Raw genomic sequence first — 26,585 nt, forward strand, 5'->3', positions numbered from 1 at the left:
AGCGCTTGTCATTATGAAGCATGTAAACTCGTGGCACAATGCCGACCAGTTATTGCTTATCTCTATTATTCGCGAATCTGGCCTTCGCCATTCACAAGATATTTCTCAGATGTCAGAGATTCCAAGCCCATTGGACCGTAAGCGTGGAGCTTAGTTGTTGCAATACCAATTTCTGCACCTAAACCTAACTGACTGCCGTCTGAGAAGCGCGAAGAGGCATTTACCATCACAACACTGGCGTCTACGGCACGCTGGAAAAGCTTACCTTTCTCAGCGTCCTCGGTAACAATAACCTCAGTGTGATTACTACCAAACTGGGCGATGTGCTCAATTGCAGCGTCGAAATCATCAACTACGCGAATGGCAATTTCTAAACCAAGATATTCTTCGCCATACGCATCTTCAGCGATTACGTCGGCTCCCTCAAAATACTGACTGCCAGCTTCATTCACATGAACCTTAACGCCTTTCTCTTTAAAAGCATGAGCAACTTGGGGTAAAAAATCGCCTGCAACAGCTTGATGAACCACTAGGCCTTCTAGCGCATTACATACACCTGTACGCTGTGTCTTGCCGTTTAAGAGGATTGCTAACGCTTTATCTAGATCAGCATCCTTATCAACATATAGGTGACACACGCCTTTAAAGTGCTGAATAACCGGTACTTTTGAGTTATCTGTCACATAATTAATCAGCCCTTCGCCACCGCGAGGGATAATGACGTCAATATAGTCACGCTGTTCCATTAACTCTTGCATAAGGGCACGGTCAGGGTTTGGCACAACCGTCACCAACGCTTTGGGAAGATTATGCTTTTCCAACACATCCTGCATAAGCTCTGCAATGGCTAAACTTGTATCAAGTGCTTCTTTACCACCACGTAATATCACTGCATTGCCCGATTTAAAGCAAAGTGCACCTGCATCGGCAGTAACATTAGGTCGTGCTTCATAGATCATGCACACAACACCCAACGGAATACGCATTTTCTTAATCTCGATGCCGTTAGGACGTGTACCGATAATGCGCTCTTTTCCTACAGGGTCATCGAGTTCAACGATAACTTCGATACCTTCAGCCATGGCCTCAATACGCTCATCGTTCAGAATTAAGCGATCTACCATTGCGGCATCCAAATTATTCTCCTTGGCGCGCGCCACTTCCTTTTCGTTTACGTCAATAATCTTGCTTTTGTTCGCACGAATTGCTGCGGCCATGTCTGTTAGTACTGCGTTCTTTTGACTCTCACTTAGAATAGCCAATGTACGTGCAGCTTTTTTAGCCTGTTGTGCTAACTCTGTAATAATACTCATTCTTTCTCCAAATTTGCTATGTGCTGATCAGAAATGATAGGCCCAGTTTTCTCTTCAAATTCGTGGGCGAAGTCTTCATTTTCCTGATTAGCAATAAAATTCAATAAACAACTGCTGTAATTCGATTTTGCTTTTACCAGCTTAGTGCCGTCCTCTTTACGCACTAAAATTGTATCGCCTACAGAAAATTCACCTTTTACATCGATGATTTCGCTGCTGGTAAGTTGCTCAGCGTCGCCAGCTAAAGAGGCGTCAAAGTCCCCTTCCACAATTACCTCGCCTTGCGCGTTAGACGTATGACGCATCCAATGCACGTTTTCCTGCATTGGTTTGGCGTGTGGTTTAAAATGCGTACCAGGGTTTTCACCGGCCAATAGCATATTAAATGACAGCTCAGTAAAGCCGTTAATAATATATGTATCTATACCATGCGAAACTGCTTTTTCTGCCGCCTCTATTTTAGTGCGCATACCGCCGGTACCTACACCGCCTTTAACTGCACCGCCCGCCATGTCATAAATGCTTTGATCAATCGTTTCAACAGACTTCAGCAACTTTGCATCGTCAAATTCATGTGGGTTTTTATCGTACAACCCATCGATATCTGAACAAATGATCAATGCATCAGCTTCAGCCGCAGACGCTACCATGGCCGATAAGTTGTCGTTATCACCTACTTTAAGCTTATCAGTGGTAACGGTGTCGTTTTCGTTTACTATCGGCAGAATATTGTTTTCCAATAAACTGAAGATTGTTTCGCGAATGCTTACATAACGCTCTCTGTCTCTGAGGTCAGCGTGCGTAAGAAGCATTTGGGCAGAGGGAAAATCAAACAACCTATCCCACGTGGCAATCATTTCTGTCTGACCTGCCGCTGCCATGGCTTTCTTAACCGCAATATTCGACTTTTCTTGTTCTGGAAACAGATGTGAACCCGCTGCCACTGAACCAGAAGACACAAGCACAACTTGTGTTCCGTTAGCTCGGCATCGCACGATGAATTGTGCAATGCTCAGTAAGTAGTGACTGCTACAACCCTGCTGGTTGGGCGATATTAATGCACTACCTACTTTTATGACTACGCGTTTCCAATTAGGATGACTCATAATAAACTTTTTAACCTTAAGATTGTTGATTTGCTAATTCTTCACCGGCTTGCGCAAATGCAGACTGTACGCTTCTAGATGGGTCTTCACCAAAGTGACTGACCAAAAAGAGTGTTAGCGTACTTACCGCAAACCCTGGAATAATTTCGTAAATAACGCTGCTTAACGTTTGACCATCAGCGAGGACCGGAACATAAATCCAAAACAGTACGGTTATCGCACCGCTTATCATGCCTGCCATTGCCGCTCTCGCTGTTAGGTCCTTTTTATACAGACAAAACAGGACTAACGGACCAAAAGCAGCACCAAAACCTGCCCATGCGTTACTTACTAAAGACAAAATTGTATTCGACGCGTCCATGGCTAACAGTAGTGCTACCACAGCCACACCTGCTACACCATAACGACCAATTGTGACCGTTTGTTTTTCGCTTAACGATTTATCCGGTGACCGCTTATTCACTATCACGCGGTAGATATCTTCAGTTAGTGAGCTTGCGCTCACCAGTAATTGTGACGAAATAGTACTCATAATAGCGGCTAAAATAGCGGCCATTAAAAAACCACTGACGAGTGGGTGAAACAGCAATTGAGAAAAAATAATAAATATCGTTTCAGGGTCGTCTACCGCCAAACCAAATTGATTAGCATAGGCAATACCCACAAAACCCGTTGCTAGGGCGCCAATAATGGTCACTGTCATCCACGACATACCAATATTTCTCGCGGCCCCGATAGCTTTGACAGACCGGATCGCCATAAAACGTACGATAATATGTGGCTGACCAAAGTAACCTAAGCCCCACCCTAAACTTGATAACAAGCCTACAATCGTTAGTGTTTCCAACGATTCCGAAAAATTAGGTACGGATTGATAAGCCGCATTTGTCATTTGCGATACACTATCGAACTCAGTGAACGCGACAATTGGCACCAGAATTAAAGCCACGAACATAATGCACCCTTGCACAAAATCCGTGAGACTTACTGCTAAAAAGCCGCCCAACAGGGTATAAGACACTACTACGCCTAGCGTAATAAATAACCCCAACTGATAGTCAACCGAAAAAGCACTTTCAAAAAGTTTCCCACCTGCTACCAAGCCGGCAGACGTATACAGTGTAAAAAACAACACAATGATGACCGCAGAAACAATGCGCAAACTCGAATTTGGCGTATTGAAACGCTTAGCAAAAAATTCAGGCACGGTAAGCGAATCGTCCGCAACCTCGGTGTAAACACGAAGCTTGGGCGCGACCAGTAAATAATTAGCAAGTGCACCAGCGACCAAACCGATTGCTATGTACACCGCATCAAAGCCCGTTAAATACATGGCACCTGGCAAACCCATTAACATCCAACCTGACATATCAGACGCACCCGCTGAAAGTGCAGTAACCTGGGGGCTCACTTGTCGACCACCCAAAATATAACCTGATATATCACTCGTGGATTGTCGGTAGGCGAATAGCCCAATTCCCAACATCGCCAGAAAATAAACGGCTAGCGACAGGTAACTTTCCATTGGCATAATGTATGTTGTTTCCTCTTTTACTTACGAAAAATCTTTAATGATTTAGAACTAATTTGTAGACAGCGGTAGAACAAGCTTCAAATAGCTGATGTCACTACGGTTTGAACGATAGCTTTCGCGCGCTTCAAGGTGTCTATCAAAAAAATGTTGCTGTCTTTAACGAACACAAACAATTGCAATTTAAATAGATCAGTAATCATTAGAGTTCAAATAATATAAGGATTTATAGAAAAATATCAAGTTTGAATTTTAAACAAATTGATTTAAGACGCACTTATCACCTTTTTTAAACGAATTATGTTTCACAGGAAGGATAAAAAATTAAATCACATTTAAAGTCTATTTATCAACTAGTTAAATGCGACACAAAAAACATGAAACAATTTAACCTTGTCGCTATATGACGATATTCAACCTACTTTAGTTCCAACTAAAACATTTTTACTAAAAACCCACCACTAAACGCTATCAGTAGAAATAACATTCAAAAGAAGCTTCTCTATGGGCAGTAGGTGAGCAAGCTGATTACAATTTTCGTTGTAAAGCGCGTTGACTTGTTTCAGGAGTTTTTGAAGCATGTGAGGGTCGTCATGTACGGTAAATAGCTTCGGGTGAATATAATATTTCCTGCAAACCGCAGGCGTGTTCCCAAGTTCTTTAGACACCGTTTTACTTAATGTACTTTCCCACTTCTTAGTTTTCGAATTTGCTGTTTGTTCAAATACGGCTGGCATTGCTGTTAGCGCGAAACGACTGGATGCCCAAGTTCTGAAATCTTTACAACTAAATTGTTCACCTAACTCGCGATGAATAAACGCATTAACATCTTCGCTGGAGACATCGTGCCATTGTTGATCTGAACTCTGATAGCGGAATAGACAGTAACCTTGTTGTTGCGCACAGTCACAAACTAACGAGGCCAGTTCAGGGTCATTGACTTTTAATGTTCGTGGTTTGCCATGCTTTCCCACATAGGCAAGCTCTACGCTATCATCGCACTGCGCTTGTATGTGTTTTCGTCTTAACGTTGTTAAGCCATATGTGTTGTTCTCTTTACTGTATTGACTGTTCCCCACCCTGGCCCCTGTATAGTCCAGTAGCAAACAAACGAGCGCACAAGCTCTTTCCAATGTCCACGAAGGTTGTTCAACCAAGGTTAAACAATGTTCTCGAAACATGGGCAACGCGTTTCCAAACTCAACTAATCTATTAAATTTCACGATTTGTTGTTGTTCGTGCCATTTCTCGTGGTAAATATATTGCTTTCGCCCTTTTTCATCATAGCCGGTAGCCTGAACACTCGCTTTGCTGTCTCGACTCACGAAGGTGTCGCGCCAATTAGGTGGAATTACCAGCTTTTTAATTCTTTTCAAAACGCGTTTACCCGATACCTTTCTTCCACTTGCATATCGGTAGTAAAAGCGCTTGTTACCACACGCAACTCGCCTGATAGACAGGTGACGATCATCTGAATAAACATTGCAGTAACCGCTGGTCCGTATTGTCAAATCACTCTCCATCTTGTTTTTCCAAGACTCACAACATTCAAAAATTTGAAGCGTTTATCGCCTAGATGATTAAAACTACAGAAAAAACAAAACAAATGATCACCTCACCCTAGGGCGTGTTGATCTTTGCTGTGCACTTTTGCAGCAGTTTGTACGCCAATAAGGCAAGGCGACTGTTTAAAGGTGTAGTGGGCCTAAATCAAAAACAGTCAACGCAGTGTAAATGGCGCACAAGCGCTGCCCGAGGGGGTCGTCATGTAACGTTTTTTCACTACTGTGTAAGATTGTCACACTCTCGGTATGTTTAACTGTAAATGGCAGACGGGAACGATAAGTTACGCAGCAAAATAAAGGGTAAAAGGTTGATTTAACCTTACCTAACACGCTTGTAATACTCCGTAAAACTATAGCCTTTTCAAAGGGATAGTAACTCAAGAAAGGCTCGAAAGCCGAAGAATACGACCGGTTTTAAATCACCCGGAATACTATTTGAATAATTATTCTCAAAACATATGACAAATTTGTGCTTCAAATTGAAACGAACACAGCATTGAGTCTTTAAGTTATGCGGTAGGACAGCACGAGTGCCTTGTGTGTCCATTAACTGAATAAGAGGATGATAAAATGGCTATCGAAAATTCAGCAAAAAGCAACTCAGATAACGCTAACAGCAACGAAAATTTTAGAACTCGCGTTGTTCCTGACAAAGAGCTTCAAGTCGCCGCGATTTTCTCTTCAAACCAAAAAGTGCAAGAAGTCATTCAGATTGTTACAGATAATACGAACATAGAGGGGTCTCAGATTGAAGTAATAGAAGCAAGTGATCCCGATATGAGTAAGAAGCTGGAGCGCAATAGCGAGTCTATTGGTAAGAGCATGTGGACGTCTCACTTACTTTTAGGTTCTGTTGGTCTCGCGGTAGGCTTGCTAACCGCCTTCTTACTCACTCAGTTTGGACCGGCTTTAACAAAGCAAAACCCTTTGTTTACTTACATTGCTCTTATCAGCCCGGGTCTTTTCATCGGTTTGTTTGTCGCTGGTTTAATAGGCTTACGCCCTGACCGAAACGAAGTTGTACAAACCGTTAGGCATGCTGTGAGATATGGAAAAGTAGCGCTGATTATCAACTTAAAAGAATCGCAGTCTGCCGCTAACCTGTCACAACTACTTAATCAACACTCTGACAAAGTTGTCGAGTCAATTCGTTAGAAAGTAAAATACCTGTAATAAGCAGGTGTAGATACTTAGAGTATGATAGTTTACTGAGCATTAAAACGAACGTGGTCAGCAAACCATTCTGAGAGGCAATAGACATAGTTTTATGTGTATTGCCCTTTCGCGTTTCGTATTCACCTTATTGTTTTAAGACACCGAGTACAAATTGTATGGACTTAATTTTTTTTGATTTGGATGGGACGCTTCTCGATAAGTCTTCCCAAATCTCATCATTTACCAGAGACACCTTAGATTTACTTCGTAAGAACGACATTGCGTTTACTGTGGCGACTGGACGTACTATGCATTCAGCGCAATTTGTACTTAATGGCCAATCGTTCGTTCTCCCTCACATATACAACAACGGGGTGGCGATATGGGATCCGACGGGAAATGCTTTGACCTTAGAGAATCTCCTTGCGCCGAGTGAAGTTAATCTTATCGTGGAGCATGCTGTCAAAAATAACATCACGCCGTTCATTAATACGGTTAATATGGACAGCCCTGAGCACGAACATGTCATTTATTATTCAACGCCGAAACATCAAATAGAACGAAACTTAATCGACAAATACTTCTCTAGAACAAAAGCCAAACTTGCTCCTATTGAAGCACTGCCCGCTGCAGCCCACATTACCAATATTAGTATGATTGGCGATGCCTCCCTAGTTTACGATATCTACCAACAATTGAATGTTCACGATGAACTCATCGCATATTCCGGCCCGGCAATCGAAGGGGACGAGTACCGTTGGATGGACGTCCACCATAAACTCGCTAGCAAAGGAAGCGCAGTTGAGCTTTTACGCAACCAATTAGGCGCGAGTAATGTCATTTGTTTCGGTGACAGTGATAATGATCTGAGTATGTTCGAGCTGGCCGATGAAGCCTATGCGCCTTCAAACGCAAAATCTTACGTCAAAGAGGCAGCCACTTCTGTTATCGGCCACCACGACGAAGACGGCATTGCTAAATTTCTACGAGAACGCTTTTCGCTTTAGCCTGAAAAACAACGAGGCTACGTGCTGTAGCCTCATCTTTGTGATTAAGTCACCTACCAAGCAATAGACTTTCTATCTTTCAAAAACTGTCCATGAGGGCCGCCTTCTTCCATAGTTGCCAGCCAGATAGCCGTGTCGGCCCCTTCTTCCGGTGTTTTTGGCGCATCACTCCCTCCCATCCTGGTATGAACCCAACCTGGTGTCATACTGTTGATGGTAACGTCTATAGCTTTGTCAGTTGCAGCTTCATCGACCACAGCCGCCATCTTAACCGTAAGCGCGTTAAGCGCTGCTTTAGAAATTGCGTAGCTGAATGGGCCCTTTAGCTCTTCGGCAAAGCTACCGTAGCTTGAACTCACGTTAATGATCCGTCCATAACCGCGTTCGATCATTTGCGGTAGCGCTTGCTGAATAAGCGTCAACGGTGCGTAGACATTTACTTGCATTGACTTCGCCATCGACTCGGCATTGACCTCTTGCCATGACGTATCATCCAATACGCCGGCATTGTTAATCAGAATATCAATCGGCCCAAATACGGCCTCAGCACGGACATAAGCATCTATAATGGCTGCTTCATTATCAAGTGGCATCTCGATAACATGTAAATCTCCACCAACAAGCTCTTTTTTAGCGTCCAGCCCAGATTCTTCATCACGGCAGCCCATCAATACTTTATACCCTTTAGCCAACATTCCTTTTACTATTTCAAAACCAATGCCACGATTACCGCCGGTAACTAGTACATTCTTAGTCATGACCAATTCACTCCTTGCATTTACGCTTCAGTCTGTGGTGCCTCAAAACGGTTTGATAAATAAAAGCATAGTGGAAACACCATGCACCATACTATTGCGATGAAAATATAAGCTGGAAGCAGATCAACGCCAAACTCTACAGCCCCGAACTTAGCGCCCGCAATATAGCTGAGCGGCGCGAAGACGGCGCCTGCGCCCGCTGCAAGTAACATTTTACCTTTGAACACGGTCATACTGTGGTATAGAGTTCCTGCAAAAGCGGCCCAAAGTAAACTTAGCCAAATCGGAATGGGCCAAAAGCTAATTAATGACTCTGACTCATTGAAAATAAACAAGCCGCTTTGCGTTAGCGCTGCATCTACTAACGTTCCCAGCAGAAATACGGTTCCCATTAGCTTTGCGTCCTCTACACGCCTTGGCGAAAGGAAAAACCACACTATAATTAAGCCCAGTACAGGAATAACAGCCTGGTTTTGAAACAATATCACTAACCACCAAATTCCTTGAAACCACGCAAAATTAACAACTTTCAATACTGCACTGTTTTTCATTACTTATGCTCATCGTTTCTATGAAAAAACATACGTGGTCCGTTACGTGTAAGTTCAATTTGCATTCGTAAAAGTAAACGAAAACAAACCGCTGTAAGTATAGATGCATAGATTATTCGCTTTTTCTAACTGCAAAGGATGTGTTAACCGTGAAAATGGTAAAGTATTACGTGCTTGGAGCAATTATCGCGTTGGTGTTAGCGGTAAGTGTGCCTTTCATCTTATTGAAACTCCTGTTCGGATGGACAGCATTTTCACTCATCGCGGTAAGTAGCGCTTACCTACTTAACTACCCCAGTTTATTTCGCAAGCGGGAAGACGGCTCGATTCCATTCTATATACGCTGGATTTTTGTACCTTTCCTTTTTGGTTCATGGCTCTACAATGAATACGCGCGTAGGAATGATACCGTCCCGCCACTCCAAAAAATCGAACCTCATTTATTTTTGGGATGCCGCATGTCAAATAAGCATGTTGCTCTGCTTAACGAGAACAACATTGACGCGATTTGTGATGTCACTGCCGAATTTGACGGTCTCGATTGGACTGCATACCAAGAAGACTATCGGTATCTGAATGTACCCGTGCTAGACCACACCAGTCCCACTTCCGAGCAATTAGTGCTCGCTATAAATTGGCTCAACCAGCAGATTTCTGAGGACAAAAACGTAGTCGTCCACTGCGCCCTAGGTCGGGGCCGTTCTGTATTAGTCGTCGCAGCCTACTTGCTAGCTAAAGACCCTAAGCTGAGCGTCGATGAAGCACTCAAAAAAATAAACAACATACGTCAAACCGCTCGCCTCAACAAACGTCAACTAGGTTCTTTACAACAGATTAGGGATGGGGGAATGCTTTCGCTTCAAAAAAGGCTAACGCTGATCGTAAACCCTGTCGCTGGCGGAGGAAAATGGTCTCAATACAAAGAAGATGTATTGTCTCGCCTCAATGAGAAATTCCGCGTTACCGTTAAAGAAACAACGCCCGAGATTAGTGGGAGGGCATTGGCGGAAGAAGCGAGAGACAGTGGTGTAGATATTATCGTGGCTTGCGGAGGTGACGGCACACTAACGGAGGTTGCATCTGCTTTGATCAACACGCCTGTTACCATGGGGATTATTCCATTTGGGACTGCAAATGCACTCAGCCAAGTGCTCCACGGCTACATAAGTAAAATGATGCCCATAAGCACCGCGTGCGACATCATCATTGAAGGGGCCACGTTGAAAATAGACACGGCTACCTGCAACGACAATGTCATGCTTTTAGTTGCTGCTGTCGGGTTTGAAGAAAAGATGATTTCAGCTGCCGATAGAGAAGAAAAAAATGTGGGTGGGCAGTTCGCCTACTTGAAGGGATTATGGAATGCAATTTCAAATAATGAAAACATGAGCTTTGATGTTGCATTTGGGGACAACGAGACAGAGCGTTTGGAGACGCCGAGCTTTGTCATTGCCAACGCCGCGCCTATGACAACAGCGCTCGCCCAAGGCGGGGAGCAACCTGATATCACAGACGGACAATTAGATATAACCTGGTTGTCACCACAAGCCTCATCAGATAAACAATTTCAATCTCTCGCAGAACTTGTTTTCAGTCCGGTATCGTCAAAGAAAAACTCTGACACTATCCGACACGCGCGCGTATCTAGCCTTACATTAACATTCGACAAACCTATCGCTTACGCAGTCGATGGCGAAATTTATGAGAGTGAATCCCTCTTCATCAAAACAATTCCCCGCAGTCTTACTGTGCTGGTAAATAGTCAACAAAAGGATTGAGTAGTAAATGGCACAACAAAGCAATTTCGACGAGATATACTCATTTCTCAACGAAAAATTTGAAAATGAAAGTGAGTACCTTCAAGCCGTACATGAAGTACTTGAAGACATTATCCCTATCTATAACGCCAATAGTGATTACAAAGCCTTCGATATCGTTAGGCGGCTATGCTTACCTGAGCGAATTATTTATTTTACTGTTTCATGGATGAACAGCAGCGGTGAAATTGAGGTTAACCAAGGATGGCGTGTTCAACATAATTCTGCAATGGGGCCTTACAAGGGTGGATTGCGTTTTCACCCAACCGTAAACCTCTCCGTGTTAAAGTTTTTAGCGTTTGAGCAGTGCTTTAAGAATGCACTGACCGGCCTCCCTATGGGAGGAGGTAAAGGCGGTTCTGACTTTGACCCTAAAGGTCGTTCAGACCGAGACATTATGCTGTTCTGTCAATCCTTCATGCGCGAATTACAGAGGCATATAGGCGCTAATACCGACGTTCCCGCCGGCGACATTAACGTCGGGGCAAGAGAGATCGGCTATCTGTATGGTGAATATCGACGTTTAAATAATAGATTTGAAGGCGTATTGACCGGTAAAGGATTAGAGTTCGGGGGAAGCTACGTGCGCACCGAAGCAACGGGGTTCGGGCTCATCTATTTTTTACAGGCCGTGTGTCAACACCAAAACACACAGATTGACGGTAAAACAATTGTTGTGTCGGGCGCGGGCAACGTAGCACTCCATGCTGCACTAAAAGCCGTAGAAAAAGGAGGCAAAGTGGTAACGCTGTCAAACAGTCGTGGATTGCTTTACAACGCTTCCGGGCTGACCGACACAGCGATTAAATGGGCAATTGAGAACCGTTCATCTAGCGGTAACATACTTGAAGAAATGGCGAAAGATGACATGGGAACCTGGGAAGAAAATAAGACGCCTTGGCACATCGAATGTGATATCGCCCTCCCCTGTGCAACGCAAAATGAACTGGGAGAAAAAGATGCACGTACATTGCTGAACAACGGATGCCGCATGGTGCTAGAAGGCGCGAATATGCCATGCACAAACAAAGCGCAAGCGATGTTTATAGATGAAAAGATTACCTATGTGCCTGGAAAAGCATCTAACGCCGGTGGCGTTGCCCTATCGGGTTTAGAAATGGGACAAAATGCCATGTTTAACCAACGCGAAGCCAGTGTATTAGACGAGCAACTCTACACCATTATGGCGAATATTCACGAACGCTGCGTCTCTGAAGGAAAAATAGAGAGCGGCTTCGTAAACTATATGAAGGGAGCAAACATAGCGTCGTTTCGTCGTCTCGCCGATGCAATGGTTGCGCAAGGCGTTTAGCTTACTAATTTAGCCGATGATTTCACCTTGCTTGCTATGTGATTTTATCGGCTTTGCTTACTGCCCGACGACGTGAATTTATAGGCAAATTTTGTGTAAAATTTTCGCTCGCAACGGGTTAAGTATCACGTCACCGCCTAATCAGAACAAAAAAATTGATAAAAATCATAATCTAACGAACGAATAATTCATGGAATAAAAATAGCATTACTTCAGTTAGTAATTAACTATCTAGGGAAATATCCATGAAAATTTTCGAAGCACTTCGCCAAGATCACGAGAAACAACGTCTTCTATTAAAAATTCTTGCAGAAACGAGCGGTAATACGGCAGCGAGAAGAGAATACTATCAAGAGCTTAAAACACAGCTTGAAAGTCATGCAATAGCGGAAGAACGACATTTCTACACCCACCTTTTAGAAAAAGACGCCACTGTCGATCTCACTCGTCATGGAATAGCAGAGCACCACGAAATTGATGAACTTCTCGCTAAACTTGATGATACAGATATGAGTTCGCCCGCGTGGTTGCGTCACTTGAAGAACTTACAAGAAAAAGTTGAACATCACCTAGCCGATGAGGAACAAGAGTTTTTTCAAGTTGCGGGAAATGTACTGAATGACAGTCAAAAAACTAAACTAGCCAACGAATATCGAGAAGAGATGAATAAAGAACTGAAGGCCGAGAAACTAACGGTGTAATGTCATGGAGATTTGCGGGCAAACAAATTTCAATTGCGCTACAACCAATAAAAAGCCAGCTTACTTAGCTGGCTTATTTTTGTAGTAAAACGTTCTATTACTGTAAACGCTTTGTACTGACCTACTTTTTAGCAATAATATAAACAGCGTGAATAACGCCCGGGAAATAGCCCAAAATAGTCAATAGAATATTTATCCAAAAGTGTGCGCCAATACCTACTTGTAGAAATACGCCCAGTGGTGGTAACAAAATTGACAGTAGTATACGAATAATATCCATAATAAATTCCTTGTTATTGAAGTAATTTCACATCTCAATGGGTAAAAATCTCACGTCTTGTCGTGATAAACGTTCCCAAAGAGGGCCTTACACGCTTCACCGTATGTACGTGCATTTACGGTGCCATCTTGCATTTACAGTGCAATCTCGAGACAGCGAGTATTGCTATTTAATAAACTCAAAGAAACAATAAATATTATCTAATGAAATAGCTATTCTCCGAAAGGCGTATTTTGTAGCCATTCCTCTAAAGTACCACGGTTAAGAGGGCGACTTATATAATATCCTTGCGCAACGTCGCACCCCCAATCTTTTAGGATATTCAGTGAGACGACATCTTCCACCCCTTCAGCGACCACTTTTAAATTAAAGACTGCGGCAAGGCTAAGAACGGTATGGACAATTTGCTGGTCGTTTTCATCAGTCGCGAGAGAAAGAATAAAGCTTTTGTCAATTTTGATGGTTTTCACCGGCAAATTCTTTAAATATGCGAGGGAAGAATAACCCGTACCAAAATCATCAATAGCAAAATGGAAGCCACGCGCGGTTAACTCGTTCAGATTTTCAATTGCTAATGATGCATCGGCAACTAAATCACTTTCCGTGATTTCAAGTTCGAGTGCATCGGGAGAGAGCCCTTTCTCTGTAAGAAGCGACACTAAGTTGCTCAACAGCACTTTGTTCTGGATATCTTGAGTAGACAGGTTCATGGCTACAGTAAATCCATAGCCTTTTTCACGAAAATAGGCCAAATCTGAAATGGTTTGTTTCATTACCCATGACGTCACCTGCTCGATCAATCCCGCTTGTTCAGCAATAGTGATAAACTCATCCGGAGGTACAAAACCTAGTACGCTGCTGTTCCACCGTATCAGCGCTTCCATACTGCATACTTTCATCGTTACCAGGTCAATTTTAGGCTGATACACCATAGAGAGTTCATTTTGCTGACTCACTAGCGCGCGCTTAAGCTCCGTGGTTATCGCTAACCTACGATTATACTTATCCTCTAGCTCAGCACGATATCGTACACACCAGTTATCGCTATGAATGGCTTCATCGGTAACGATATTCATCTTTCTAAACAATTCTTCTGAGGTAAACGCATCTTGCGGGCATTCGATCACTGCCATTGCGACCTTAACCGGTATTGCAATTAAATTACTTTCAACGGGTTGCTCTAGTATATGCTTTAGCGTTTCAAGCTGGTCATCATTGAGAGGCTCATGTGAGATGTAAAGCACCTCTCCGCCAGCGAGTCGCGCCGAAATGCCGGGCCAGCGCTGCAACCTGTATGCAAGAGCCTTTAACGTATTATCACCGTTAGAATATCCGTACAGATCATTTATGGTTCTAAAGCCAATAACAGTGATAGCCACTACCTGTAATGTTCGCCCCGCTTCTAACTCAGACTCAAAATATCCCTCGACGTAATTGCGATTGAAAAGCCCGGTAAGCACATCATGTTCAGCTTGATAGCGAATATCTAACTCACGGTTTTTTATATTTGCTTGCATGCTATCAACTGCATTAGCCAGTTCAGCAATTTCTCGTAGTTTTGACGGCTCATTTAATGTCGCACCATAAGAGCCCGACGCTACTCTATTTACCGCTTTCACTAGGTTAGAAACAGGCCTGGTTACATTTCGAGCCAACATTAAAGAAAACGCTAGCGCGATAAATATTGCCACTAGACAAAACGCTAGAATAGTAATCTGAATTCTGGAAAAAGCCTTGAATGCGGAAGTCGTATCAACCGCCAAAGTAATCGTCACTGGAAGTCTATCCGTCGCCCCTATGTTTACTTGGCGAGTAAAGTACGTCAGCTCATTTTTAAACGTAACATCAAACCACGATGGGTCTTGCTCAGCATTTAAAATTTCCTGCGCATCGTTAGGATTGAGGGTTGTTGTGAGAATTTCATTTGAACCAGTTTTCGAAATAATAATTTCAGCATCAACAAGTTGCTTTAACTCATGTAAAAGCGCATCGTCGAACTCAATGCCTATTATCATGTAATATCTGAGAGTGGGAATTTCTACGCGAATCAGACTGAGCTGGACTAGATAATCATTTACCACAAACAAGCCGCTATCACGCTGATTCGCCGCTAATGCCACGCTACTTTCAAGATGTTGGCCGACCTCAAACAACGCACTATGTGAAGCGAGAACTTTATGATCCAAGCTTACTAATGCAATTATGTCAGTATTGAGTCTCTCTGCATAACTGCTAAATGCCGCTTCAATAGAGGGGATGTTTTTGGTTCCAACCGCACGTCTAAAATCAAAAGACCGAGATAACACCTTAGAAACACTTAAAATGACAGTTTGCCTATCGGCAACCACCTTATCGAATACTTTTTCAGCAAGAGAAACATCATGGTCAATATTTTGCACAACAAGCGAACTGGCTGACCGCCAAACAGCGCCAACTATCAGAAGTGATGCTATTACAATTCCTATAAACAAGGTTTGAAATAAACTCTGACTCAGTGTTTTTTGCACTAGGGTGCCCCGTGATGGTGTCTGTGATTAAGTGGCGGCGCGTACAACCGCAGAGTGAAAGAATAGCCGAAGAAGAGAGCGAGGAACAGGGTTAACACGCTGTATATTTTAGAATTTAACGCATTGTTACAATTGAATGCAGAATTTATTAAAAAGACCCTTGGTCTCAAAATATCTCCAACCGTTAAAGCAAAAAAGCCAGCATAATGCTGGCTTTTCAACTAATTGGTGCGGAAAGCGGGACTTGAACCCGCACGAGCAATGCTCACCACCCCCTCAAGATGGCGTGTCTACCAATTCCACCACTTCCGCAAAACTTGTTTAATTTGAACCTTCGCCTTCATCTGACGCTGGTACATCTGTACCTTCGACAACAGCTGCTGGTACATCGCTACCCGCTGCATTCTCAACTACAGGTACATCCTGATCCGCTGGACGCTCAACTTGCTGATCTACGGCAGCTGGAACGTCTAAATTGTTCCACTCGTCATCTGCACTTTCACGATTCGCAGTAATTGCGCCTAACGTTAAGCTGATAACAAAAAATAGTCCAGCTAAAATGCCTGTGGTACGCGTCATAAAGTTACCAGAACCTGATGAACCAAACACGGTATTTGAACCACCTGAACCGAATGAAGCGCCCATATCCGCACCTTTACCTTGCTGGATTAAAACAAATCCAATCAATAAAAGGGCAACAATTAGGTATGCTACTAAAAGCACTTCGTAAATCATAAATACCTCGTCAGTTTGCCGCTTGGCAAATTGAAATAAAATCTTCAGCTTTTAAACTGGCCCCGCCGATTAAGCCACCGTCTACATCTTTCTGAGCAAACAATGTTTCGGCGTTATCCGGCTTCACACTACCACCGTACAAAATACGAAGGCCCTGAGCCAGCTGCGCATCAACTTTTGAAAAGTAGCTGCGAATAAATTCATGCACGTCTTGCGCTTGTTCTGGGCTAGCCGTTTTCCCAGTTCCTATCGCCCAAATTGGCTCATAGGCAATTACTGTTTTGCTCAGCTCATCAACCGACAACGTATCGACAAGCGCGGCTAACTGCTTGCTTACGAATGCTTCAACGCTATCTGCTTCTCTTACCTCGAGAGGCTCGCCCACGCAAATGATAGGAACGATACCAGCAGAAACACATTTTTTTGCCTTAAGGGCTACAAGTTCGCTCGACTCGTTTTGGTCTTCGCGTCTTTCTGAGTGCCCAACAATCGCATAGCCACAGCCCGCTTCTTTGAGTAGGTCAACCGATAATTCACCGGTATGTGCACCATTATCAAGGTGACTTACGTTTTGAGCGCCGATCGAAAATGAACCCGTTTCAAACCCATGTAACAGCGAAGAAGGTGCGCAAACTACGACCTCAGCATTAACATTTAAGCTTGCTAACGCATGGTTAAATTCAGCGACAAGCGCCAAATTACCGTTCATTTTCCAATTACCAGCCACAAGAGGCTTTCTTAGATTATCACTCACAACGTAGACCTTAGCCCTGTCTTCAAAGCGGGCGTGATATTAACTATTTAATTAAAAAGATACAAGCACAAAAAGCAAAATTTCCTGCTATGCCAACTAATTGGCGAGTTTACGAACAGTTTCAGCGATATGCTCTGCCCATTTATGCGATTGGCCTTCATCATTAGACTCAACCATTACACGAATGAGTGGTTCGGTACCGCTTTTTCGTAACAGCACTCTCCCCGTTTTTCCTAACGCTGCCTCGGCTTCTTTTTTCGCGTCTTGCACATCACTGTGTGCAAGATATTCAACATCTTGGTTAGCATAGCGAACATTGATTAAGGTTTGTGGGTACATGTCAAAACCACTTGCTAAATCGTGCAGGTCCATGTGAGAACGCAGCATCGCGGCCAACACTTGTAAGCCAGCGACAATGCCGTCGCCAGTTGAACTCATGTTCAAGTTCAGCACGTGCCCGGAGTTCTCGCCACCAATAGACCAGCCTTTCTGCTGCAATAGCTCCATCACATATCTGTCGCCTACGTTACTTCGTGCAAAAGGAACACCCAACTTAGACAATGCGTTTTCCAGACCAAGGTTACTCATTAATGTACCAACAACCCCACCCTGCATTTTGCCATTTTTCAGCGCGTCGCGCGCAATAATATAGACAATTTGATCGCCATCAAGCACATTACCGAGGTGGTCGACCATCATTAATCGGTCGCCATCGCCGTCCAACGCGAAGCCAAGGTCTGCACCCACTTCCTTCACTTTTTCAACAATTGCATTCATGGAAGTAGCACCAACACCGTCGTTGATATTTAACCCATTCGGCGCAGTTCCAAGTTCGATGACTGTAGCCCCGAGTTCACGCAGGACATTAGGCGCAATGTGATAGGTTGCACCGTGTGCACAGTCGACAACAATTTTCAAACCGGTAAGCGACAGCTCAGAGGGGAACGTTCCTTTACAAAATTCAATGTAACGGCCTGCTGCATCATTGATTCTGGTTGCCTTTCCTAGCTTGTCTGAAGCTACGCACGTCATTGGTTGCTCTAGCATATGCTCAATGGCTAGTTCAATGTCATCGTCAAGTTTAAACCCTTGCGCAGAGAAAAACTTAATACCGTTATCGTAAAAGGGGTTGTGCGACGCACTAATCACAATACCCGCTTCAGAACGAAACGTTTTAGTCAGATAAGCGATTGCTGGCGTAGGCATTGGGCCAAGTAAACCGATATCGATGCCAGCCGCAGACAAACCTGCCTCAAGCGAAGACTCAAGCATATAGCCTGAAATACGCGTGTCTTTGCCTATAAGTACTTTGTTGGTGCCACGACCCGCCAAGACTTTACCAGCAGCCCATCCTAACTTGATAACAAATTCAGGGTTAATATTACTCTCACCCACCTTTCCGCGAATGCCATCTGTTCCAAAATACTTGCGCTGAGTCATTATTATTCCTTATTTTATTGTATTCAGCATTTTCACAATGTTGACAGCATCTGCTGTTTCTCTCACGTCGTGAACCCGAATAATCTGTGCGCCCATTTGTGCGACAATTGTAGCGAGGCTTATGCTTCCCGCCAAGCGCTCATCCACTTTTCTGTTGAGTAAATTGCCAATCATGGATTTACGTGACATGCCAACCAGTACAGGATAACCAAGGGCCATCAGTTCAGGTAAATACTTCACCAACGCAAAGTTGTGTTCTAGTGACTTCCCAAAACCATATCCTGGGTCGAACAGTATCTTTCCTTTTGAAATGCCTGACGCTTCACATACTGCTGCCCTTTCTAACAAAAACTGCGCAACATCTTCGACCACATTGTTATAGTGAGGGTTGTTTTGCATTGTGCGTGGTTGACCTTGCATATGCATAAGACATACAGGCACGCCAGCTTTAGTTGCTGCATCTAACGCACCAGGCTCTTGTAAGGCTCGAACATCATTTATTAAAGCTGCACCTGCGTTTACTGCTTCTCGCATAACATCAGCTTTACTGGTATCAATTGAAATAACGCATTTCGCCCTCTTTGCTACCGCCTCTATAACCGGTATTGTGCGATCTAACTCTTCCTGTAATGAGACTTCAGGCGCTCCAGGCCGCGTAGATTCGCCACCAATGTCAATAAAGCTCGCACCTTCGTCCACCATCCGCAGAGCATGTTCGAGTGCCTGATTTACATCTGCATGCTTTCCTCCATCGGAAAAAGAATCCGGCGTGACATTTAAAATACCCATCACATGGGGCTGTGAAAGATCAATAAATTGGTTACCAAACTGCATGAGTTACCTGCGTTATCGTTTTACTTATTTAAAGCGTTAGAGCGTACTGATATGTACCTTACTCGATTTTTAAAATTGAGCAGTATAGTGAGACTTTACACTAACTAAATTTTTTGAATTTAAATCGCTGCGCTGCAATAAAAAAAACGCCAGGTTTACTGGCGTTTTTTAAATCAGGCTATGCGCTTAGCTCGGGATATCGCCCGGCTTGCCGACAGACGGCTTATCTACACCGTCGTTCTTAATTTCGCCCTCACGAACTGGGGCACCACCACTCGGCTTGTCACCACCAGACGGTTTGCTGTCATCCCAATCGGCAGGAGGACGAACGTCAGTGCGATTCATCAGATCATCGATTTGCTTGGCATCAATGGTCTCGTACTTCATCAACGCATCCTTCATCGAATGCAATATATCGATGTTTTCTTCAAGAATTTTCTGAGCGCGCTCATAGTTGCGGTCGATCAGTGACTTGATTTCGGCATCAATTGCTCGTGCTGTGTCGTCAGACATATTTGTCGCCTTCGACATCGATTTGCCCAAGAACACTTCACCTTCGTCTTCAGCATAGAGCATCGGGCCCATTTTGCTCGACAAGCCCCACTGTGTCACCATCTTGCGTGCAATTTCAGTAGCACGTTCGATGTCGTTAGACGCGCCCGTTGTTACTTTGTCGTCACCGTAAATAATTGCTTCAGCAATTCGTCCACCAAACAAGCTAGAAATCATGCTTTCTAGATGCTGTTTAGAATGGCTCACACGGTCCTGTTCAGGCAAGTACATTGTCACACCCAACGCTCTACCGCGCGGAATAATCGACACTTTGTAAACAGGATCGTGCTCTGGCACCAAGCGGCCAACAATAGCATGGCCCGCTTCATGATAAGCCGTCATCTCTTTTTCAGATTCAGACATTACCATTGACTTACGCTCAGAGCCCATCATGATTTTGTCTTTCGCTTTCTCAAACTCTTCCATCGAAACAAGGCGCTTATTGCCGCGAGCAGCGAATAATGCAGCTTCGTTTACGAGGTTGGCCAGATCAGCACCTGAGAAGCCTGGTGTACCGCGAGCAATAACTGACGGTTCTACGTTATCAGCTACTGGCACTTTACGAATGTGAACCTTAAGAATTTGTTCACGACCGCGAATATCTGGCAGACCAACAACAACCTGGCGGTCAAAACGGCCTGGACGAAGCAACGCAGGATCTAGTACGTCAGGGCGGTTAGTTGCCGCAATAACGATGATACCTTCATGACCTTCAAAGCCGTCCATTTCAACAAGCATCTGGTTGAGGGTTTGCTCACGTTCGTCGTGACCACCGCCTAAACCGGCGCCACGTTGACGGCCCACTGCATCAATCTCATCGATGAAGATGATACACGGCGCTGCTTTTTTCGCTTGTTCGAACATGTCACGCACACGGGATGCGCCAACACCTACAAACATTTCAACGAAGTCAGAACCTGATATGGTGAAGAACGGTACTTTTGCTTCGCCCGCGATGGCTTTTGCAAGCAACGTTTTACCCGTACCAGGAGGACCTACCATCAATACGCCCTTCGGAATTTTACCGCCTAGCTTTTGGAACTTAGATGGGTCGCGTAAGAAGTCTACCAATTCAGATACATCTTCTTTTGCTTCGTCACAGCCCGCCACGTCAGCAAATGTCGTCTTGATTTGGTCTTCACCCAATAAGCGTGCTTTGCTTTTTCCGAAAGACATAGCGCCACGGCCGCCGCCACCCTGCATTTGACGCATGAAGAAAATCCATACACCAATAAGTAGAAGCATGGGGAACCATGAGATAAAGATTGAAGTAAGAAGAGATTGTTCTTCTGGTGGTTCGCCATAAACCCTTACATCGTTCTTAACTAAGTCAGAGACTAACTTGTCGTCGAAGTAAGGTACGAAAGTTTGGAAAGTTTCGCCTGAACGCTTAGTACCGCGAATTTCGCCACTATTATTAATGCGAACTTCACGAATATTTCCCTGCTCTGCTTCTCTCAAAAACGTTGTATAGTCAGTTTGCGAACGAGACGATTCACTCGGTGAAAAGCTCTGGAAAACCGACATTAAAACAACGGCGATGACTAACCATAAGATTAAATTTTTTGCCATATCGCTCAATGCTACTAACCTCTATAAACCCGAGTTGCGTGTATATTCAACAAGTTGTTTATTGAATAAACGACACAACCCGCAACGAAAACCGCTTAAGCCAAAGCGTACTACACTTTATACCCACAAGCCACCAAATACACCTCACGAGAACGCGATCTGGACGAGTCGGGTTTACGTGTCTTAATAGTGGTGAAAGATTGTTTGAGTGCGTTCATGAACTCCACAAATCCTTCGCCTTGGAACACCTTTATAACAAAGGAACCACCAGGCTTTAAAACTTGATGACACATATCGAGCGCTAATTCACAAAGGTACATAGAGCGCGACTGGTCAACAGCTGCATTACCTGCAAGGTTCGGTGCCATATCAGACAACACTATATCTACGGTGTTCCCACCGATTCTGTTCAATAGTGCGTCAAGAACCGCGTCCTCTCTAAAATCACCTTGTAGAAAATCGACTCCAACTATTGGATCCATGGGCAAAATATCGCACGCAATAACTTGACCATTTTCGCCGACAAGCTGTGCGGCCAATTGTGACCAGCCACCGGGCGCCGCGCCGAGGTCTACAAGTGTCATTCCTGGTTTAATAAGCTTATCTTTTTTATGGATTTCTTCCAATTTATAGATAGCTCGCGATCGCCAACCTTCCTTCTGCGCTTTTTGCACATAATGGTCGTTAACGTGTTCTGTGAGCCAGCGTTTACTGCTGGCGGAGTGTTTCTTTTTTGTCATTCCAATACAATGTCATTAGGATTGTAGAGAAGATGGCGTTAGAATACGTTATTTCAAGCATAAACTAACAGATTAATTGTAAGAATTATTAATACATGAAACTTTCAAACAAACAGAAACAATTTCTTAAAGGCCTAGCACACCCGTTAAAACCCGTAGTGCAGCTAGGCGCAAACGGCCTTACTGAAGGGGTGGTTGCAGAAATTGACAATGCTCTAAATCACCACGAATTAATTAAAGTTAAGGTGCCAACTGATGATCGTGAAGAAAAAGCGCTCATCATGGACGCCATTGTTCGTGAAACCAATGCAGTAAAGCTTCAGGTAATCGGCCATACGCTAATTATTTACCGTCAAAGTGAAGACTGTAAAATTCAGTTGCCAAAATAACTGTCCATAAGGTGCCGATCCTCGCTCGGCACCGTAGTTTTTCTTCTTACTTCTCGTTAACATCACATTAATATTAGTGAAAAAACAGGATTTAAGGGAAATCTATGACGTTAAAAAATCTTACTGCTATTGTCACTGGTGGATGCTCCGGACTTGGCCATGCGACAGCGATAGCGCTTCGTGAAGCGGGCGCCAACGTCAGTCTTTTCGACCTTAACGAGGAAGTTGGCGCAGAGCGCGTTAGTGAGTTAGGTAAAGACAACACGCTTTTCACTAAAGTGGATGTTCGCGATGAAGCATCGGTTCAGGCCGCTATTGACGCGACAACCGCTAAATTTGGCCCTATCTACTTAGTCGTTAACTGTGCTGGGATTGCCCCTGCAAAGCGTCTGCTCGATAAAGAAGGCAACCCAGCGCCGTTGGGTGATTTCCAGAAAACCATAGACATCAATTTAGTGGGCAGCTTTAACGTGTCTCGCTTAGTTGCTGCCGCTATGGCGAAACAACCGCCTTTGAATGATGAAGGTGAACGTGGCCTTATCGTTAATACTGCATCAGTTGCCGGATACGAGGGGCAAATTGGACAAACCGCTTATGCAGCGAGTAAAGGTGGTATTATCGGACTGACACTTCCTATGGCACGAGATTTAGCGCCATTAGGCATTCGTGTTAATACCATTGCACCAGGCGTAATGGGAACGCCTATGTTACTTGCCATGCCTGAAAAAGTGCAGGATGCGCTTTCGGCTAACGTTCAATTCCCAAAACGTCTTGGCCTGCCAGAAGAGTTTGCACAGTTGGTCATTCATATGGCCAACAACCGTTATTTAAACGGTGAAACAATTCGGTTAGATGGTGGATTACGCATGCCACCTAAATAATCGCAAGATTTTGTAGTTAAGGGAGCTAATCGCTCCCTTTTTAATTATTGTATTGTTGAATCGATGCTTTGATTCTACGCTCACAGACGAAGCAATTTGCTGCAGCGTTTCAGAGAACGAGAAACTCGCCAGACTCGTCAATTATCCGTGTGTGCCCTTTTTGATTTTCCTTTGCAGAATACAGCGCCTCATCCGCTTTTAACAGTTGAGAGGCAATCACATCAGAATGCGCTAACCCATTCTGATCTAGCACCGCTCCACCTATACTCACCGCTATCGGCTTATCATAGGGCAGTAAAATTGTGCTAATTGCGCTATGCAGTCTTTCACTAAAACACTTAATGGATTCAATCGTTGCGTTGTAGAGCACGATCAAAAACTCTTCTCCTCCCCACCTCGCTACGACGTCTGTCTCGCGCACATGCTCAAGGATAACCTTTGATAGTTTGATGAGTACTCTATCGCCTACTTCGTGCCCAAAGGAGTCGTTGATATTTTCAAAAAAAGGTTAACATTTATTTTACTCACCTTCCCCGCCGTTCACAATTAACGCAATATTGTATAAACGATTGACAGCGTGGTAGTTAATAGAGTTTTTGGGATAGCGCCCTTTACTACTGATCTTACCCGCTTCCTGTTCCATCAAGATAGTGAGAGCGTCGTCAACGGTTTCAACCGTATATATATGGAAAAGCCCTTTTTTCACAGCGTCGATTACTGTCGCATCCAGTACCAAATTAATCGCATTCGATTTAGGAATAATCACGCCCTGTGTACCGGTTAGGCCACGATGTTGACACAAGTCGAAAAAGCCTTCTATCTTCTCGTTCACCCCGCCAACGGCTTGCACTTCACCATACTGGTTTATTGAGCCTGTTATCGCCAAGGTTTGTAGACAAGGAATCTCAGTAAGCGCTGAAATGAGGGCAACCAGTTCACCAAGAGACGCACTGTCACCGTCGATATGCCCGTACGACTGCTCTAGCGCAATATTCGCTGAGAGCGTTAACGGGAAATGCTGAGCATACTTGTTACCCAAATACCCGTTAAGTAGCATGACGCCTTTCGAGTGAATAGGCTGACCAAGCTCTACTTCTCGCTCTATGTCAACAACACCGCTTGCCCCAGCAAATACAGTAGAGGTAATGCGTGCGGGCGTACCAAAGGCGGTGTCGCCAATATCAAGTACCGTCAACCCGTTAACTTTACCCACCGCTTTGCCTTCAGTGGCAATAAGCACGTGCCCTTCTTTAATATCGTTTAAAAGGGTTTGACTTACTCGACCGGTACGACGTTTCTTAGCACTCAATGCTGTCTTTAAATGATCAAGCTCTAAAGTGTCAGCATTAGATTTCTGACAGAAATAAAAGGCTTCATTTACCAGTTCAATAACTTCAGCAAAATGCGCAGAAAGTTTCTCTTTGTGTTCGGCCATTCTCAGCGAGTATTCTACCAGCCTGCACATAGCATTGGCGGTTATACCTTTGAGTCCTAGCTGTATAAGATGCGCACGTACTTTGCCCACAAAATCAAAAAGCGCTTGTCGCGTAACGGGAATTTCCAAGTCGAAATCCACCAGCACTCTGAACAGTTCGTCGAACTCATCATCATAATCTTGTAGCGTGTAATACAAGTCACGAGAGCCGAGTAACACGATTTTCACATTTAAATCAATTGGCTGCGGGTTTAGCGTAATATTATTTACCATTCCCACGTCTTGCTGGGGCAAGTCCATACGCAGGCGTTGCGACTTAATAGCAAGTTTGAGGGTGTCCCACACAAAAGGCTGTTCAATTAGTTGATCGACATCCAACAAAAGATAACCGCCATTTGCGCGGTGAAGCGCCCCGGGTTGTATCATTCGATAGTTAGTGAACACACTACCATGTATGTTGGTGTACTCAATTTTACCAAACAAGTTCTGATAAGTTGGGTTTGGCTCGTAGATCACAGGAGCCGCATCATCAAGTTTGTTCGATACTAATACATTAGGAAGAAACTGCTCTTCTAAGAATATCTTTTTGTCGAAGTCATCGCTTTTTTCTTCTTTTTGCTCTTCGCTATGAATCACCAAAATGGCATTTACCAAAGCGGTTTTAAGCTGTTTGAGATACTTCATCACCCCAAACTCAGACGCATATTTATGCTCAAGCACTTTGAGCAGCGGCTTAATCCCATGCTCAGCGGTCTTTTTGTCAAGCTCTCGCAAACGCTCCGAATTTTCGCGTTTCCATGCAGGCAGGCTTAACAAGCTTTCGCTCAATCTGTTTTCTAACTCGTCGATAAGAGCGTAAAACCCTTCCCGTTGCTCGTCAGTCAACGATGCAAACTCAGTATCACTGATTGGCTTACCGTCAACGATAGGCGAAAACGTAATCGCCCCCCCCTCTTCATAGAGTGCTACATCGTTAGCTTGTGCGTAACGCTCTACTGCGTCGATAGCGGCATCATACTTTTGCTCAAACTCTCTAGATATAGAAGCGCGGCGGCGCTGATATCCAGGATTGTCAAAAGCAATCGGCAAAGAGTCTAAAACATCGTCGATGAGCGCTGCCATATCCTTGTGGAATGCTTTTCCTCCGCCGGGAGGAAATTTTAGTGCAACGGGCTCTCGCTCTTCATCGAAGTTGTTGATGTAACAGCAATCATCGGGCGCAGGAAGCTGAGCAACCTGGCGTTCAATGTAATCTTTCACCAACGTGAAGCGCCCAGTAGCAGGCTCACCCATCACGTAAAGGTTGTAGCCTTTGGTGTTAATGCCCAATCCAAATGTCAACGCCTCACGCGCGCGCTCCTGCCCAATAAAGGTTGCTTTAAGCGCTTCCTCATCTTTTAAGGCACTGTTTATCGCTCGGCGATTGATGGTAGGTGAAAGGGCGTCTACATCTAACGCATATAATTTACTGTCTACAGACATGTTGTTCTATCTTCGTTTCTTTACTTAAGTGAAACCCTAATTAACATTAGTGTCAAACGCTTATCCTCAATAACACAGCTTTGTCTTATTAATTGCACAACAAACAACCACCTTTGTGGTACATATAGCAATTTTTGTGTTTAACCTCTCACTCTCTACCACGAGTAT

Annotated in this window: 23 protein-coding genes and 1 tRNA gene; 7 read left to right on the forward strand and 17 right to left on the reverse strand. The window is 44.1% G+C overall.

Going from position 1 to position 26,585, the window contains the following annotated elements; all coding sequences use genetic code 11:
- Positions 1 to 65 precede the first annotated feature (65 nt).
- From GVO63_RS08900 to GVO63_RS08915, 4 genes are all read right to left on the reverse strand, one after another.
- Entirely contained in the window at positions 66 to 1,313 is a 1,248-nt protein-coding gene (locus GVO63_RS08900) for a glutamate-5-semialdehyde dehydrogenase (protein WP_159579216.1), read from the reverse strand.
- Positions 1,310 to 2,419 carry a glutamate 5-kinase gene (gene proB / locus GVO63_RS08905; protein WP_159579218.1) on the reverse strand — a complete coding sequence of 370 codons (1,110 nt, stop codon included), beginning with the start codon at positions 2,417 to 2,419 and terminating at the stop codon, positions 1,310 to 1,312. Before proB ends, GVO63_RS08900 begins: the two co-directional genes overlap by 4 nt.
- Positions 2,420 to 2,435: 16 nt before the next feature.
- Positions 2,436 to 3,950 (reverse strand): sodium/proline symporter PutP, encoded by a 1,515-nt coding sequence (gene putP / locus GVO63_RS08910; protein ID WP_159579220.1) that lies wholly within the window; start codon positions 3,948 to 3,950, stop codon positions 2,436 to 2,438.
- 461 nt (positions 3,951 to 4,411) lie between these two features.
- Entirely contained in the window at positions 4,412 to 5,461 is a 1,050-nt protein-coding gene (locus tag GVO63_RS08915; RefSeq protein WP_236552100.1) for a DNA topoisomerase IB, read from the reverse strand.
- Between the two features lie 624 nt (positions 5,462 to 6,085).
- Here GVO63_RS08915 and GVO63_RS08920 point away from each other — a divergent pair.
- Both GVO63_RS08920 and GVO63_RS08925 read left to right on the forward strand, forming a co-directional pair.
- Positions 6,086 to 6,670 carry a hypothetical protein gene (locus GVO63_RS08920; protein WP_159579222.1) on the forward strand — a complete coding sequence of 195 codons (585 nt, stop codon included), beginning with the start codon at positions 6,086 to 6,088 and terminating at the stop codon, positions 6,668 to 6,670.
- A gap of 176 nt (positions 6,671 to 6,846) precedes the next feature.
- Positions 6,847 to 7,677 carry an HAD family hydrolase gene (locus GVO63_RS08925; RefSeq protein ID WP_159579224.1) on the forward strand — a complete coding sequence of 277 codons (831 nt, stop codon included), beginning with the start codon at positions 6,847 to 6,849 and terminating at the stop codon, positions 7,675 to 7,677.
- Positions 7,678 to 7,730: 53 nt separating this feature from the next.
- On the opposite strand, the gene GVO63_RS08930 is transcribed toward GVO63_RS08925, so the two are convergent.
- Both GVO63_RS08930 and GVO63_RS08935 read right to left on the reverse strand, forming a co-directional pair.
- The gene (locus GVO63_RS08930; RefSeq protein ID WP_159579226.1) at positions 7,731 to 8,435 is read right to left on the reverse strand and encodes an SDR family NAD(P)-dependent oxidoreductase; all 705 of its coding nucleotides are present in this window, start codon (positions 8,433 to 8,435) and stop codon (positions 7,731 to 7,733) included.
- 20 nt (positions 8,436 to 8,455) lie between these two features.
- Entirely contained in the window at positions 8,456 to 8,986 is a 531-nt protein-coding gene (locus GVO63_RS08935; protein WP_159579228.1) for a DUF2878 domain-containing protein, read from the reverse strand.
- Between the two features lie 149 nt (positions 8,987 to 9,135).
- Between GVO63_RS08935 and GVO63_RS08940 the strand changes: the two genes are divergently transcribed.
- From GVO63_RS08940 to GVO63_RS08950, 3 genes are all read left to right on the forward strand, one after another.
- Positions 9,136 to 10,764 (forward strand): diacylglycerol kinase family protein, encoded by a 1,629-nt coding sequence (locus GVO63_RS08940; protein WP_159579230.1) that lies wholly within the window; start codon positions 9,136 to 9,138, stop codon positions 10,762 to 10,764.
- 7 nt (positions 10,765 to 10,771) lie between these two features.
- The gene (gdhA, locus tag GVO63_RS08945; protein WP_159579232.1) at positions 10,772 to 12,115 is read left to right on the forward strand and encodes an NADP-specific glutamate dehydrogenase; all 1,344 of its coding nucleotides are present in this window, start codon (positions 10,772 to 10,774) and stop codon (positions 12,113 to 12,115) included.
- 245 nt (positions 12,116 to 12,360) lie between these two features.
- On the forward strand, positions 12,361 to 12,816 hold the full coding sequence (locus GVO63_RS08950; protein ID WP_159494805.1) for a hemerythrin domain-containing protein: 456 nt from the start codon (positions 12,361 to 12,363) through the stop codon (positions 12,814 to 12,816).
- A 121-nt stretch (positions 12,817 to 12,937) separates the two neighbouring features.
- Here GVO63_RS08950 and GVO63_RS08955 read toward each other — a convergent pair whose 3' ends face one another.
- The 9 genes from GVO63_RS08955 to rlmE all read right to left on the reverse strand — a co-directional run bounded on the left by GVO63_RS08955 (position 12,938) and on the right by rlmE (position 22,230).
- Positions 12,938 to 13,096 carry a YqaE/Pmp3 family membrane protein gene (locus GVO63_RS08955; protein ID WP_014949371.1) on the reverse strand — a complete coding sequence of 53 codons (159 nt, stop codon included), beginning with the start codon at positions 13,094 to 13,096 and terminating at the stop codon, positions 12,938 to 12,940.
- A gap of 212 nt (positions 13,097 to 13,308) precedes the next feature.
- Positions 13,309 to 15,603 carry a bifunctional diguanylate cyclase/phosphodiesterase gene (locus GVO63_RS08960; RefSeq protein WP_159579234.1) on the reverse strand — a complete coding sequence of 765 codons (2,295 nt, stop codon included), beginning with the start codon at positions 15,601 to 15,603 and terminating at the stop codon, positions 13,309 to 13,311.
- A gap of 226 nt (positions 15,604 to 15,829) precedes the next feature.
- Positions 15,830 to 15,915: transfer RNA gene (locus tag GVO63_RS08965), tRNA-Leu, on the reverse strand.
- 9 nt (positions 15,916 to 15,924) lie between these two features.
- Positions 15,925 to 16,338, reverse strand: a complete 414-nt coding sequence (gene secG, locus GVO63_RS08970) for a preprotein translocase subunit SecG (RefSeq protein WP_159579236.1) — start codon at positions 16,336 to 16,338, stop codon at positions 15,925 to 15,927.
- A gap of 10 nt (positions 16,339 to 16,348) precedes the next feature.
- Entirely contained in the window at positions 16,349 to 17,092 is a 744-nt protein-coding gene (tpiA, locus tag GVO63_RS08975; protein ID WP_159579238.1) for a triose-phosphate isomerase, read from the reverse strand.
- Between the two features lie 96 nt (positions 17,093 to 17,188).
- Positions 17,189 to 18,532 (reverse strand): phosphoglucosamine mutase, encoded by a 1,344-nt coding sequence (gene glmM / locus GVO63_RS08980; RefSeq protein WP_159579240.1) that lies wholly within the window; start codon positions 18,530 to 18,532, stop codon positions 17,189 to 17,191.
- A gap of 9 nt (positions 18,533 to 18,541) precedes the next feature.
- Positions 18,542 to 19,366: a dihydropteroate synthase gene (gene folP / locus GVO63_RS08985; protein ID WP_159579242.1), complete on the reverse strand. Its 825-nt coding sequence runs from the start codon at positions 19,364 to 19,366 to the stop codon at positions 18,542 to 18,544.
- A 186-nt stretch (positions 19,367 to 19,552) separates the two neighbouring features.
- Positions 19,553 to 21,499 (reverse strand): ATP-dependent zinc metalloprotease FtsH, encoded by a 1,947-nt coding sequence (gene ftsH, locus GVO63_RS08990; RefSeq protein WP_159494799.1) that lies wholly within the window; start codon positions 21,497 to 21,499, stop codon positions 19,553 to 19,555.
- Between the two features lie 101 nt (positions 21,500 to 21,600).
- The gene (gene rlmE / locus GVO63_RS08995; RefSeq protein WP_159579244.1) at positions 21,601 to 22,230 is read right to left on the reverse strand and encodes a 23S rRNA (uridine(2552)-2'-O)-methyltransferase RlmE; all 630 of its coding nucleotides are present in this window, start codon (positions 22,228 to 22,230) and stop codon (positions 21,601 to 21,603) included.
- A 95-nt stretch (positions 22,231 to 22,325) separates the two neighbouring features.
- On the opposite strand from rlmE, the gene yhbY reads away from it, so the two are divergent.
- Together yhbY and GVO63_RS09005 are read left to right on the forward strand one after the other, a co-directional pair.
- Positions 22,326 to 22,619, forward strand: a complete 294-nt coding sequence (gene yhbY / locus GVO63_RS09000) for a ribosome assembly RNA-binding protein YhbY (protein ID WP_159494797.1) — start codon at positions 22,326 to 22,328, stop codon at positions 22,617 to 22,619.
- A gap of 104 nt (positions 22,620 to 22,723) precedes the next feature.
- Entirely contained in the window at positions 22,724 to 23,500 is a 777-nt protein-coding gene (locus tag GVO63_RS09005) for a 3-hydroxyacyl-CoA dehydrogenase (protein ID WP_159579246.1), read from the forward strand.
- 109 nt (positions 23,501 to 23,609) lie between these two features.
- On the opposite strand, the gene GVO63_RS09010 is transcribed toward GVO63_RS09005, so the two are convergent.
- A complete protein-coding gene (locus GVO63_RS09010) occupies positions 23,610 to 23,993 on the reverse strand; it encodes a GGDEF domain-containing protein (protein WP_159579296.1) in 384 nt (127 codons plus the stop codon).
- Positions 23,994 to 24,020: 27 nt separating this feature from the next.
- A complete protein-coding gene (locus tag GVO63_RS09015; RefSeq protein WP_159579248.1) occupies positions 24,021 to 26,417 on the reverse strand; it encodes a Lon protease family protein in 2,397 nt (798 codons plus the stop codon).
- Between the last annotated feature and the right edge of the window lie 168 nt (positions 26,418 to 26,585).

Source organism: Alteromonas sp. KUL106, assembly GCF_009811415.1.
GTDB lineage: Bacteria > Pseudomonadota > Gammaproteobacteria > Enterobacterales > Alteromonadaceae > Alteromonas.